General features: G+C 54.2%; 14 protein-coding genes. 8 read left to right on the top strand and 6 right to left on the bottom strand.

What is annotated here, in order from left to right:
* Positions 1-36: 36 nt before the first annotated feature.
* The 6 genes from MVK60_RS09805 to MVK60_RS09830 all read left to right on the top strand — a co-directional run bounded on the left by MVK60_RS09805 (position 37) and on the right by MVK60_RS09830 (position 6,313).
* Positions 37-756, top strand: a complete 720-nt coding sequence (locus tag MVK60_RS09805; protein ID WP_297438874.1) for a glycerophosphodiester phosphodiesterase family protein — start codon at positions 37-39, stop codon at positions 754-756.
* 13 nt (positions 757-769) lie between these two features.
* On the top strand, positions 770-1,510 hold the full coding sequence (locus MVK60_RS09810) for a glycerophosphodiester phosphodiesterase family protein (protein WP_297438876.1): 741 nt from the start codon (positions 770-772) through the stop codon (positions 1,508-1,510).
* Between the two features lie 52 nt (positions 1,511-1,562).
* On the top strand, positions 1,563-3,044 hold the full coding sequence (gene glpK, locus MVK60_RS09815; protein ID WP_297438930.1) for a glycerol kinase GlpK: 1,482 nt from the start codon (positions 1,563-1,565) through the stop codon (positions 3,042-3,044).
* Positions 3,045-3,222: 178 nt separating this feature from the next.
* Entirely contained in the window at positions 3,223-4,710 is a 1,488-nt protein-coding gene (locus MVK60_RS09820) for an NAD(P)/FAD-dependent oxidoreductase (RefSeq protein WP_297438878.1), read from the top strand.
* Complete coding sequence (locus tag MVK60_RS09825) at positions 4,710-5,969, top strand: FAD-dependent oxidoreductase (protein WP_297438881.1); 1,260 nt, start codon at positions 4,710-4,712, stop codon at positions 5,967-5,969. Before MVK60_RS09820 ends, MVK60_RS09825 begins: the two co-directional genes overlap by 1 nt.
* Positions 5,966-6,313, top strand: a complete 348-nt coding sequence (locus MVK60_RS09830; RefSeq protein WP_297438883.1) for a DUF1667 domain-containing protein — start codon at positions 5,966-5,968, stop codon at positions 6,311-6,313. The genes MVK60_RS09825 and MVK60_RS09830 overlap by 4 nt, the downstream gene beginning before the upstream one ends.
* A 4-nt stretch (positions 6,314-6,317) precedes the next feature.
* Here the strand turns inward: MVK60_RS09830 and MVK60_RS09835 are convergent, their stop codons facing one another.
* From MVK60_RS09835 to MVK60_RS09860, 6 genes are all read right to left on the bottom strand, one after another.
* Positions 6,318-7,121 (bottom strand): hypothetical protein, encoded by an 804-nt coding sequence (locus MVK60_RS09835; protein WP_297438885.1) that lies wholly within the window; start codon positions 7,119-7,121, stop codon positions 6,318-6,320.
* 105 nt (positions 7,122-7,226) lie between these two features.
* Positions 7,227-7,439, bottom strand: coding sequence for a hypothetical protein (locus tag MVK60_RS09840; RefSeq protein ID WP_367270887.1), 213 nt, complete (start codon positions 7,437-7,439; stop codon positions 7,227-7,229).
* A complete protein-coding gene (locus tag MVK60_RS09845) occupies positions 7,426-8,133 on the bottom strand; it encodes a PrsW family glutamic-type intramembrane protease (RefSeq protein WP_297438887.1) in 708 nt (235 codons plus the stop codon). Before MVK60_RS09845 ends, MVK60_RS09840 begins: the two co-directional genes overlap by 14 nt.
* A gap of 64 nt (positions 8,134-8,197) precedes the next feature.
* A complete protein-coding gene (locus MVK60_RS09850) occupies positions 8,198-8,872 on the bottom strand; it encodes an HAD family hydrolase (protein WP_297438889.1) in 675 nt (224 codons plus the stop codon).
* On the bottom strand, positions 8,869-9,036 hold the full coding sequence (locus tag MVK60_RS09855) for a hypothetical protein (RefSeq protein ID WP_297438891.1): 168 nt from the start codon (positions 9,034-9,036) through the stop codon (positions 8,869-8,871). The genes MVK60_RS09850 and MVK60_RS09855 overlap by 4 nt, the downstream gene beginning before the upstream one ends.
* Positions 9,029-9,466, bottom strand: coding sequence for a DOMON domain-containing protein (locus MVK60_RS09860; protein ID WP_297438893.1), 438 nt, complete (start codon positions 9,464-9,466; stop codon positions 9,029-9,031). The genes MVK60_RS09855 and MVK60_RS09860 overlap by 8 nt, the downstream gene beginning before the upstream one ends.
* 161 nt (positions 9,467-9,627) lie before the next feature.
* Between MVK60_RS09860 and gcvPA the strand changes: the two genes are divergently transcribed.
* Together gcvPA and MVK60_RS09870 are read left to right on the top strand one after the other, a co-directional pair.
* Complete coding sequence (gene gcvPA / locus MVK60_RS09865; RefSeq protein ID WP_297438895.1) at positions 9,628-10,983, top strand: aminomethyl-transferring glycine dehydrogenase subunit GcvPA; 1,356 nt, start codon at positions 9,628-9,630, stop codon at positions 10,981-10,983.
* Between the two features lie 10 nt (positions 10,984-10,993).
* On the top strand, positions 10,994-11,752 hold a 759-nt coding region (locus MVK60_RS09870; protein ID WP_297438934.1), incomplete at its 3' end, for an aminotransferase class V-fold PLP-dependent enzyme.

Raw genomic sequence — 11,752 nt, forward strand, 5'->3', positions numbered from 1 at the left:
GTTTTAAGTGGTCTTTATACCATCCAGCAGGACGTGATGGTGAATATGAAAAAGCCGATGCTGATAGGACATCGGGGCATCCGCGGCCGACTTGAAAACACGCTTCCCGCCTTCAGGAGGGCAGTCCAGTACGCGGACGGGATAGAGTTCGATATCAGGTCCACCGAGGACGGAAGACTCGTGGTACATCACGACCCGGTATTTCACTCCAATGGAAGGGGATACCAGATTCGTGAACTGACACTTCTGGAGATACGGCGTCTGCATCCCAACGGAAAGATAATCCCCACGGTGAAAGAGATCTTCAGGAGGTTTCCGAGGATGTTCCTGGACGCGGACATAAAAGAGACCTCCGCCGTGGAGCCCGCACTCCGAATAGCAGAAATAACAAAGAGCACTGAGAGAACGGTTTTCTCGTCTGAAAACCCTGAAATCGCCAAGAGACTTTTGAAGGAATGTCCAGATTGTAAAGTTGGATTCTCTATTGTGGGTTACTCTTCGTCCCTTCGCCTCCCCAGGATAAAAGGTCTCTACTCTGTACACGTGCCGATAGACGCTGTTTCCTACATCGGATACCACCAGCTTGCTGTTCTTCTGAAAACCCTCAGAAAGCGCGGGCTTAGGATCTACCTGTGGAACTACAAGATGGACGAGCTCTACTGGGTTCCCCGGCTTTTCCAGCTAGTCGACGCCGTCATCTCAGACAACCCGGCCAGGTTGAGAAAGGTTTTTACGGGTTCATGGGGCATGAGGTGAGGGTGATTCAGCGGTGGAGAAGAAGGTCCTAGTGCTAGGCCATAGAGGATATTCAGCCAAGTACCCTGAGAACACACTTCTGGCTTTCAGAAAGGCTATTGAGGCAGGTGCAGACGGAATCGAGCTGGACGTATGGATGAGCAGAGACGGAGAGGTCGTGGTCATTCACGATGGAACCGTCGACCGAACCAGCAATAGGAGTGGTAAGGTAAAGGAGATGACCCTGGAGGAGCTGAGGGAACTTGACTTTGGGAACGGGGAGAGGATCCCAACCCTTGAGGAGGTCTTCGATGCGGTTCCTGAAAACGCCGTGGTGAACGTTGAGATCAAAGACGTCGACGCCGTCAAGAGAACCGCCGAGATCATAGGGAACAACGACCCATCGAGGGTTGTGGTATCTTCGTTTCTACTCGATGCCCTGAGGGAGTACAGGAAGCATGACCGCGAGACCAGGCTCGGGATACTGATCGACAGGGAGGAGGCACTCGTCCAGCTTCCAACCCTCATCTGGGAACTCAGGCCATGGTCCCTCAACCCGCCTATAGACGCGATGCCCATACTGGGTGTCGATAAGACCATCAGAGCGCTTCGGATGGCAAAAGGTGCGGGACTTGAGGTCATACTCTGGCCCCTCAACGACGATGCCTACTACACCAACGACAATCTGGTTCGCCTCGGTGGGCTCTTTGACGGGGTCATAACCAACGACATCGAGAGGATGACATCCTACCTCAAGGGACTTGGACTCCGGTGAAACCGAATCCCTAATATACCTCTTGCTTTTTCTTCATCCTTGGTGGGTGATGATGGACAGGTACATCCTTTCCCTCGACGAGGGAACGACCTCCGCAAGGGCCATAATCTTCGACAGGAACAGTGAGGTTCTCGGAGTTGGTCAGTACGAATTCCCCCAGTACTATCCAAAGCCGGGCTGGGTGGAGCACAACCCAGGGAAAATCTGGGACGCCCAGCTCAGGGCCATAAAGACAGCCATTGAACGCGCTAACGTAGAACCGGGCCAGATAGCGGCAATTGGGATAACCAACCAGCGAGAGACCACGATGATCTGGGACAAACGCGGTAAGCCACTCCACAACGCCATAGTGTGGCAGTGCCGGAGAACGGCGGAGATGATCGAGGAGATAAAGCTGGAATACGGGGACGTGATAAAGGAGAAGACCGGCCTCATTCCGGACGCCTACTTCTCGGCCAGCAAGCTGAAGTGGCTCCTCGATAACGTTCCGGGCCTGAGGGAGAAGGCGGAAAAGGGGGAAGTGCTCTTCGGAACGGTCGATACGTTTCTAATATACCTGCTTACCGGTGAGCACGTAACCGATTACTCCAACGCCTCAAGGACAATGCTGTTCAACATAAAGAAGCTTGAGTGGGACGACGAGTTACTTGAGATCTTCGGTATTCCCGAGGGCGTCCTTCCGGAGGTGAGAGGATCAAGTGAAATCTACGGCTACACCAAGAAGGATCTCCTCGGTGCGGAGATCCCAGTGAGCGGGGACGCCGGCGATCAACAGGCGGCGCTGTTCGGTCAGGCTGCCTTTGAAACCGGTATGGTCAAAACCACCTACGGAACCGGAAACTTCATCCTCGCCAACACCGGAAAGATGCTCCTCTACTCCGACAACCTCCTAACAACCATCGCATGGGGTCTGAAAGGGAAGGTAAGCTACGCCCTCGAAGGGAGCATCTTCATCACGGGAGCGGCCGTTCAGTGGCTCCGTGATGGGATAAAGGTTATCAAGAGGGCACCGGATACTGAGGAGTTAGCCGCAAGTCTAGAAAGTAACGAAGGGGTCTACTTTGTGCCGGCATTTGTGGGGCTGGGTGCCCCCTACTGGGACCAGTTCGCGCGCGGACTGATAATTGGGATAACACGCGGAACGGGGAGAGAACACCTAGCGAGGGCAACGCTTGAAGCCATAGCCTACCTGACCAGAGACGTCGTCGAGGAGATGGAGAGACTCGTGAGTATAAAGGAGCTCCGTGTTGACGGTGGAGCAACCGCGAACGACTTTCTCATGGGCTTCCAAGCAGATATACTCAACAGACGTGTTGTCAGACCCGTAGTGAAGGAGACAACGGCCCTCGGTGCGGCTTATCTGGCGGGGCTGGCCGTCGATTACTGGGAGAGCCTGAGCGAGATAAAGAACCTGTGGAGGGCGGAGAGAGTCTTCGAACCAAAGATGGACAAAGAAACGCGGGATAGACTCTATCACGGCTGGAAGGAAGCGGTGAATAGAGCGATGGGCTGGGCAAAGGTTGTCAATACTTGACACTCCCACCCCTTATTTTCAAGTTGATGTACATTACAGCACATTAAAACCATGATCATGTCTGTCCTACCCCCTAATGTCCAAATCGGTTCTCTCATTTCCCTAAAGGCAAACTAAAGGCAGGGGAAAGCTTTAAAACGGATAAAACTCTTTCTCGATATGAATTGGAGGGAGAAAAATGAAGACCAAAGTCGCCATCATAGGCGCCGGAATAAGCGGCGCGAGTATAGCACGCGTTTTGAGCAAGTACGAGAACCTTGAGGTGCATCTAATAGAGAAGGCCCCCGATGTTGGCTGGGGCGTCAGCAAGGCAAACACCGCGTTAATCCACGGCGGTTACGACGATGACCCGGAGAAGTACCCGACGAGGGCAAAGCTGTGCATAAGGGGAAATCGGCTCTGGCACCAGTGGGTCAAGGAACTTGAGATTCCGCACGTCTGGAACGGTGCCCTGATAGTTGCGTTCAAGGATGAGGACTTTGATGAGCTTGAAAGGCTCTTGGAGCGCGGAAGGAAGAACGGCGTTCCCGAGATGAGAATCGTCGGTAAGGATGAACTCTTCCACCTCGAGCCTAACCTCACCAAGGACGCGATTGGAGCGCTGTGGGTTCCAATAGTGGGGCAGATTGGACCGATTCCGGCGGTTATTGCGATAACCGAGAACGCGGTCGCTAACGGAGTCAAGACCCACCTTGAGACCGAGGTCACAGGCATAAAGGTTGAGAACGGTGAGGTCAGGGGGGTTAAGACCGGTGATGGCTTCCTCGAGGCAGATATAGTGATCAACGCCGCTGGACTTTACGCGGACGAGATAGCAAGAATGGCGGGTATAGACTACTTCGAGATTCACCCAAGGAAGGGTGAATACTGGTTGTTCGACGATGATGTCCAGGGACCAAGGAGAGTTCTCTTCCCGACGCCTACGCCAGTGAGCAAGGGAATCGTCGTCACCAGCGAGGTCAGCGGGCACCTCATGATAGGACCGAACGCTCAGGACCTACCACCGGAGGAAAAAGGGAACCTGGCCACAACGGAGGAGGGTCTCGAAAAGGTATGGGAAGGAGCCAAGAGGCTCTGGCCTCAGCTACCACCCCGGAGCAGGGTCATCAGAACATTTGCAGGTCTAAGGCCGGAGCCGACCGGAGGGGACTTTATAATCAGGGCCGAAGGGGAGGTTCAGGGCTTCATCAACGTCGCCGGAATACGCTCACCCGGACTTACGAGCGCCCCAGCTATAGCCTACGAGGTCGTCAAGATAATCCAGCGCGACCTCGGGGTAAAACTGGTCGAGAAATCCAAGTGGAACCCCCACAGGAAGGAAATTAACCACTTCTTCATGATGAGTCCTGAGGGGGTGAACGAGGCGGTAAAGAAGAGCCCTGCCCACGGAAAGATAGTGTGTCGCTGCAACTCGGTCAGTGAGGGAGACATCTTGGAGGCCATAGAGAGGATGAAATTCATCGGCGTGAAAACGCCGAGCGTTGATTCAGTGAAGTTCAGGACGAAAGCCACAACTGGAACGTGTCAGGGTAGCTTCTGCAGGCCCAAAATTGTACAGCTCCTGGGAAGGGAATACGGGGTCGAGCCATGGAGGGTTACGTTGAAAGGCAGAGGAAGCGAGATTGGCGTAGGAGACGTCAAGGTTCTCCTCAGGGGGGATGCCTGATGTTCCCGAGGATTCCGATGTTGAGCTACGACGTGGTTGTTGTCGGCGGTGGGCCGGCAGGGATGGCGGCCGCCGTGAAGGCAAAGGAACTCGGTTTAAGCGTCCTCCTGCTGGACGAGAATGACTACCTCGGCGGGATACTCCCCCAGTGTATCCACCCAGGTTTCGGCCTGCACTATTACAGAGAGGAGCTAACAGGGCCCGAGTTTGCGGCGAGACTGGCGAAGAGGCTGGTTGAGGTGGGCGTCGAGTATAGAACGGCCGCGAGGGTCATTGAAATCAAAAACTACTCGGACCGTGAAAAGGTCGTAGTCTTCACCTCCCCGAGCGGTGCCTACGGGATCTGGGCGAAGGCAGTAATCTACGCCGCCGGTGCCCGTGAGAGGCACGCCTTCGAGATTGGAATCGTCGGCGACAGAGTTTCGGGAATTTATACCGCCGGAGAGGCCCAGACACTCATGGACATCTACGGAATAATGCCGGGTAGGGAGATAGTCATCGTCGGTTCCGGCGACGTGGGCTTGATAATGGCGCGCCGGTTCGCCCTCGAAGGGGCAAAGGTGAAGGCGGTCGTTGAGCTGATGCCCTATCCTGGGGGACTGGCGAGAAACGTCATGATCCTCAGAGACTTCAACATTCCCCTCTACTTGGGCCACAAGGTCATGGAAGTTCGCGGAAGGGGCCGCGTTGAGAGAGTCAAGGTCGTGAAGGTTGACGAAAACCTCAAAGAGATTCCTGGAAGTGAGTTCTGGATCGAGGCCGACACCCTGGTGATCTCAGCTGGATTAGTGCCGAGTGTCAAGAAGCTTAAGAGAATAGGGGTCGAGATCGACCCTGCGACCGGTGGGCCGGTCGTGAACGAGAAATTGGAGACCAGCGTTCCGGGGATCTTCGTAGCGGGCAACTCTCTCGTTATCAACGACCTCGTGGACTACGTTGCGGAGCAGGGTGAACTGGCCGCAAGAAGTGCAAAGGAATTCATCGATGGGGGAGGAACCGAGAGCAGAAGGTGGGTGAAGGTTGAGAAGGGCGAGAACGTCCGGCTGGTTGTTCCCCATTATCTGAGCGGTGACCGCGATGTTTACCTGTATCTTAGGGTTTCGAGACCGATGGAGGACGTCGAAGTGAGGATTCCCGAGGTGGGAAAGAAACTTCGCCTGCCTGTTGTCAAGCCTGCCGAGATGGTGAGGGTGAAACTCCGGGCTGAGGAGATACGAAAAGAGGGGAAAAAGCTCACGGTGGAGGTGATCAGGGCATGACAACTTACCGCTTCACATGCATCGTCTGCCCCCTCGGCTGTTCTATAGAGGTGGACGTGGAAAAGGGTAGGGTGAAGGATGTCAAAGGATGTACATGTCCAAGGGGGGCAGAGTGGGCGGTTCAAGAGGTCACCAACCCCCAACGCATCGTCATGAGCGTCGTTCCCGTCGATAATGGTGCCCTACCCACGGTAAGCGTCAAGACGGAGAAGCCCGTTTCTAAGGACAGGATTCCCGAGCTTATGGAGTTCCTGGCGGAACTGCGACTGGAGGCGCCCGTGAATATAGGAGACACTGTGGCCGAATGGGAAGGGGTAAAAATAGTGGCGACGAGGGGTGCCTAACCCCTCACCAGAAGATATCTTCGAAGTTCCCAGCACTTTTTATTTCCTTCGGGGATTTTATATTGACCTCTCCGTTCACATCGGTGAGCGCCGTGGATTGATGGATGGTTAAGTGCGCCACGACAGTTTCTCCGGGGGAGAATCCGAGCGTCATGGTGAGGTCCATGTACACCTCAATGAAAGTCGGGGTCCCATCTTTCCGAAGATGAACCTCCACCCACCCGGAGTTTGTGGTCACGTTTATCCTGTCGGAGGCCGAACCCCAGGTCTCGTTTAGATACCCAGTCTGATTGGTTGCGTTTATGAATTCCCAGAACGTAACGTTGACGCGGAAAGCGTAACCGTCAGCCAGCTTTTTGATGGTCACGTTCTTGCTCCTGAGGAGGTTTTCAATGTAGTTCACGTTGAGGGAGCCCTTGGCCTGCCTGTAGAGGTCATCGTTACGGGGAACGTTATACCATTTCCCATCGACCTTGAAATATGCGCTGGTGCCGTTGATGAAGTAGGGCCAGTTCACGTTGATGTTCATTCCCATGGTGTGCATCTTGAGGCTTATGTTGCCCGCCTCAATGCCGGCGCTCTTGTTGAATGCCCCAACTGCTCGGCCGGACATCGTCATGTTAACAGTCCTGTTCGTTGAAGGATCCGTGAAGTACATGCTCATAGAAAAGTTCTGATCGTATCTGGCAGTTTCAATGTTTCCCAGGGCCGTTAGGACTTTCTCCTTCGTTAGCCCAACACCGTTTCCTATACATCCACTCGCCGCGATCACAATGCCTAGCAGGAAAAGTGCTATCAGCTTCTTCATGGCACTACCCCCAATAGTTTCACAAAAAGAATCACAGCCTCGCCTTAAATACTTTTTCTATTCAAATTTTGCATACTATCAAACAAAGTTAGCAAAAAATGGATATTACAACCCTCCAAATTTCTGAAGGAGTATGCGAAGGTCCGTCCTAAGGGGCTCGCTGGCTTTCTTAATCTCTTCCTCAAGGAGGGTGAGGAATTCTCCCTCATCCGCGGCTTTGTCCCAAATACCTCTAACGAGCTTTTCCACCTCCTCGTAGTACTCTAGATAAGGCCTCGCCTCAAATAGGGCATTTTTCAGCTTTTCATTCACGTCCACCACCCCTCATCCAGTAGTACCAGAACTTCATGGCATCCTCTTCAAGACCCACTATCATTAAATACCTGATTATCGCCACATTTATGAGCAACAGGAGAATCAGGAGAATGTTATACGCGGGTATCGCATAGCTCAGGAAAGCAAAGTAGTCCCACATAAAGTGAAGAACAATAGCCATGAGAAAAAATGAACCCAGATTAACTTGTTTCCCTTCAGCCTTCAGCCCGTAGCCAACGCCGATAACCGCGGTCCATGCAGCGTGGGCAAAGGGTGTTAAAAACGCCCGCATTATGGTGACGTGAACCCCGTAACCCAGTCCGTATAGAAAGTTCTCGGTCGCGGCAAACCCGAGGCCTGCGGCAGCGCCGTAAACCAGACCATCCATTATACCGTCCATTTGCCCCATCCTAAAGGGCAGACGAATGGCGAGGGCCTTGGCAGGTTCCTCTACAACACCAGCAATCAGTGCAACGTAGAACGCGCTCACAGGGAGAAGCGGCCTGAGTGTACCTCCGAGGGTCAGCACACTCTCCACCAGATAAGCTACTCCAGCCGAGAGCGTAGCACCCAGTAGGAAGGTCCCTATGACGTATCTCTTCGGCTCCGGTTCGAAGCGGTCCTCATGATAGAAGTACCACAGGAGTGCCAGTGCCGGCCCGTAAGCGAAGAACACGAGTGCACTGAGTACGTTCATATCCTCACCACCGAACATACGCCCTCAGGGTTTAAAGCTTAACTCATCATAAAAAGTTCCCCATTCAGGCCCTCTCCATTTTGATCCTCTCAATAACATCAAGGATGCTCCATAGGTCCCGTATCACGTGCAGATGCGGGATCAGTGCTAGGTGCTCCCGCTTCTTCTCTATGAACCTCGCCGTGAACGGGAAGTAATACCAGACATACTCGGTGTTCCCATCACCGTGCCCGATGAAGCGCCAGGGCTTGTCGTCCACCCATACAAAAGTCTCGTCCCCATACCTCTCCCGGACGGCATTGAAGGCCTCATCAAGTGTTATCCCGTGACCAAAGACCACCACGTCATCGAAGAGATCGTAGACCCCCATCTCCCTCAACCTTCTGATCTTCATGCCCTCTATGAAGTCCTCCGCCGAGAATGAGATGACCGTGTGGCCCTCCTCCTTGAGCTTTCTGAGCAGTGCGGGAGCGTCGTCTATCGGCCTCGTCAGCTTCGTCCTCTCCTCGAACCAAGTCTCAAAGAACTTCGTCCTGAGAAAGAACGGTGGCTTTGACCTCCCCCTGTGGCTCCCAAATGCGGGCCTCTCAAACTGGAGCTCTATTCCGGTTAGCATCTTCGCCCACAGGCCCTTACCTGGGAGCCAGCGGGAGCGTCTCTGAAGAGCACGCTTAAAGGCCTCCTCGATGCACCAGTAGGTATCCGCTATCGTTCCATCGAAATCGAACGCTATTATCACCTTGAACCACCCCCAAAGGTCAGGTAGAACTGTCCGGCGTTGACGTGATCGGACATGAAGTCATCCATTGTCCCGTAAGCCCATATGACACGGAAGCTCTCGTTCAGCGGCACGGAAAAGTCGTAGGGGTCACCGGTATCAAGCTTCCTTGAGAACTCAACCACCGTAAAGTCCCCCCTCACGTCCACCGTAGGAGATGATGTCCTCCATCCCTCCATAAGTTGTGTCGGGATTGTGAGGGCCGGCGAATCCCGTGGAGTAGTCATCGCGTATCCTAACCGTCCCGTTTGGAAGGACGTAAGCTATTACTATATCCGTGTTTTTCATGCCTTGGCTCCCACCGAAGCCAATCGCGAGCCAGCCCCTGGTCCGGGCCTTCATCCCGACGAAGAGCGTACCGTTCTCAACCCGGAAGAACGCGGTGAAGTCCCCGGCGCTGAAGTTGTATTGGTACTCACCATGTTTGATTACACCGTCGGGATTCCAGGGGACGGGGGTCTCGCTTTGCCCGGAGGGTTTGACCCCCCCTATGCAACCGGCTACGATCACCATCCCTATGATAACCATCAAATTAAGAATTTTCCACCTCCTCATGTGTTTAGCGTAAAACTCGTACTTTTAAAGTTTTATCACAGTCACAGGCGGCGGGAGCCTAGTGGATACGAATTCCCCCTCATTGGACATCGGCACAAAGCATATATTATCTCCATGACAATTCCCAGTGACTACCCTTAAAGGTTTGGAAGGTGAGAAACATGGGAAAACACTACCTCCCTAATGTACCTCATAAGGAAGAGATGCTCAGGGAGATTGGTTTCACAACTATTGACGACATTTTCTCCGACGTGCCCCCAGGCATGGCCAGGGAGTTCAACCTGCCGGAGGCTAAGGGTGAATATGAAGTTTTTCTCGAACTCAACAAGGTTCTCTCCAAGAACAGAACCGTTCTTGAGATGCCTAGTTTCCTCGGAGCCGGAACGTACTTCCACTACGTTCCAGCCCACGTGAAGTACCTTATCGAGAGGAGCGAGTTCCTGACCGCTTACACCCCATATCAGCCCGAGGTAAGTCAGGGCATGCTCCAGGCTCTCTTCGAGTACCAGAGCCTCATCGCGGAACTCGTTGGCCTTCCGATAGTCAACGCCTCAATGTACGACTGGGGGACGGCCATGGCCGAGGCGGCCCTGATGAGCGCTAGGGTTACCAGGAAGAGCAAGTTCGTGGTTCCGAAGGCCCTCAGCCCGGAGAAGAAAAAGATCCTCCACACCTACACCACGGGCCCTGGGGTTGAGGTAGAGTACGTGGACTGGAATGAAAACGGCCAGGTGGACTTAGAAAAGCTTAAAGAGGCAGTTAACGGCGCCGCCGGGGTATATGTGGAAGTTCCAAACTTCTTCGGGATGCTTGAGGAAGAGTTCACAGCCATCGGCGAGATAGCCCATGATGCGGGAGCGCTCTTCGTTGTTGGCATCGATCCAACGATCCTCGGTGTGGTGGAGGCACCGGGAGAACTTGGAGCCGACGTCGTCGTTGGTGAGGCCGCGTACTTCGGCAACCCGATGAACTTCGGTGGACCCAGAGCCGGAATCTTCGCGGTGAGGAATGAGAGAAAACTGGTAAGGCAGATGCCCGGAAGGGTAATTGGCATGACGAAGACGGAAGACGGAAAGAGGGCCTTCGTCATGACGCTGCAGACGAGGGAGCAGCATATCAGGAGGGCCAAAGCCACCTCCAACATCTGTTCGAACGAGGCCCTGGTGGCGGTTGCAGCGGGCATACACCTCGCGACCCTCGGCCCAAGGGGCTTAAAAGAGCTGGGGGAGATCATCCTAAAGAACACCGCCTACCTCAAGAAACGCCTCGGAGAGGTCGCCGAGATTCACTTTAAGGGGGTCAACTTCAAAGACGTACCTGTCAAGTTCGAAGTTCCCTACGACGTGATCCATGAGCGGCTGCTTGAGAGAGGAATCCATGGCGGGTACTACCTGGGCAGACACTTCCCGGACCTTGGAGAGACGGCCCTCTTCGCAGCAACTGAAACGACGAGGCGGGCTTGGATCGACAGCCTCGTTGAAGCGCTGAAGGAGACGATAAACGAGGCGGAACTGTGAGGTGGTGAAGATGTTCAGGCAGGCAAAGTGGGACGAACCGACGGTTTTTGAACTCTCACACCCCGGAAGGATCGGTTACACCCTACCCGAGCCCATTGGAGACATTGACGTTGAGATCCCTGAGAATTTGAGGAGGAAGAGCCGGCTTGACCTTCCGGAGCTGAGCGAGCCCGAGATAGTGAAGCACTACACCCGCCTAAGTGAGATGAACTACGGCGTTGATTCCGGCATCTACCCGCTCGGCTCGTGCACCATGAAGTACAACCCCAAGATAAACGAGGAGATAGCTTCACACCCCGGGGTTGCATACATCCACCCTTACCAGGATGAGAGGACCGTCCAAGGAGCGCTAAGGATAATGTGGGAGCTGGAACAGTGGTTGAGGGAGATAACCGGTATGGACCGTTTCACCCTCCAGCCGGCGGCCGGAGCAAACGGTGAGTTCACCGGCGTTTCAATAATTCGGGCTTACCATCTCGACAGGGGGGACACCCAGAGAATGGAGATGCTCATCCCGGACTCCGCCCATGGAACAAATCCGGCGAGCGCAGCGATGGCCGGCTTCAGGGTCATCGAGATTCCTTCCAACGAGAACGGCACGGTCGATATTGAGGCTCTGGAGAACGCCGTGAGCAAGAGGATGGCCGGCTTGATGCTCACCAACCCCAACACCCTCGGCATCTTCGAGGACGAGATACTGGAGATAGCTGAGATAGTCCACAAAGCCGGGGGGCTTCTCTACTACGACGGTGCGAATCTCAACGCTGTC

Source organism: Thermococcus sp. (assembly GCF_026988555.1).
GTDB lineage: Archaea > Methanobacteriota_B > Thermococci > Thermococcales > Thermococcaceae > Thermococcus.

Coding starts and splice junctions, on each gene's coding strand:
- MVK60_RS09820 (WP_297438878.1), top strand. CDS start 3,223: ATGAAGACCAAAGTCGCCATCATAGGCGCCGGAATAAGCGGCGCGAGT.
- glpK (WP_297438930.1), top strand. CDS start 1,563: ATGGACAGGTACATCCTTTCCCTCGACGAGGGAACGACCTCCGCAAGG.
- MVK60_RS09830 (WP_297438883.1), top strand. CDS start 5,966: ATGACAACTTACCGCTTCACATGCATCGTCTGCCCCCTCGGCTGTTCT.
- MVK60_RS09860 (WP_297438893.1), bottom strand. CDS start 9,466: ATGAGGAGGTGGAAAATTCTTAATTTGATGGTTATCATAGGGATGGTG.
- MVK60_RS09805 (WP_297438874.1), top strand. CDS start 37: ATGGTGAATATGAAAAAGCCGATGCTGATAGGACATCGGGGCATCCGC.
- MVK60_RS09845 (WP_297438887.1), bottom strand. CDS start 8,133: ATGAACGTACTCAGTGCACTCGTGTTCTTCGCTTACGGGCCGGCACTG.
- gcvPA (WP_297438895.1), top strand. CDS start 9,628: ATGGGAAAACACTACCTCCCTAATGTACCTCATAAGGAAGAGATGCTC.
- MVK60_RS09825 (WP_297438881.1), top strand. CDS start 4,710: ATGTTCCCGAGGATTCCGATGTTGAGCTACGACGTGGTTGTTGTCGGC.
- MVK60_RS09835 (WP_297438885.1), bottom strand. CDS start 7,121: ATGAAGAAGCTGATAGCACTTTTCCTGCTAGGCATTGTGATCGCGGCG.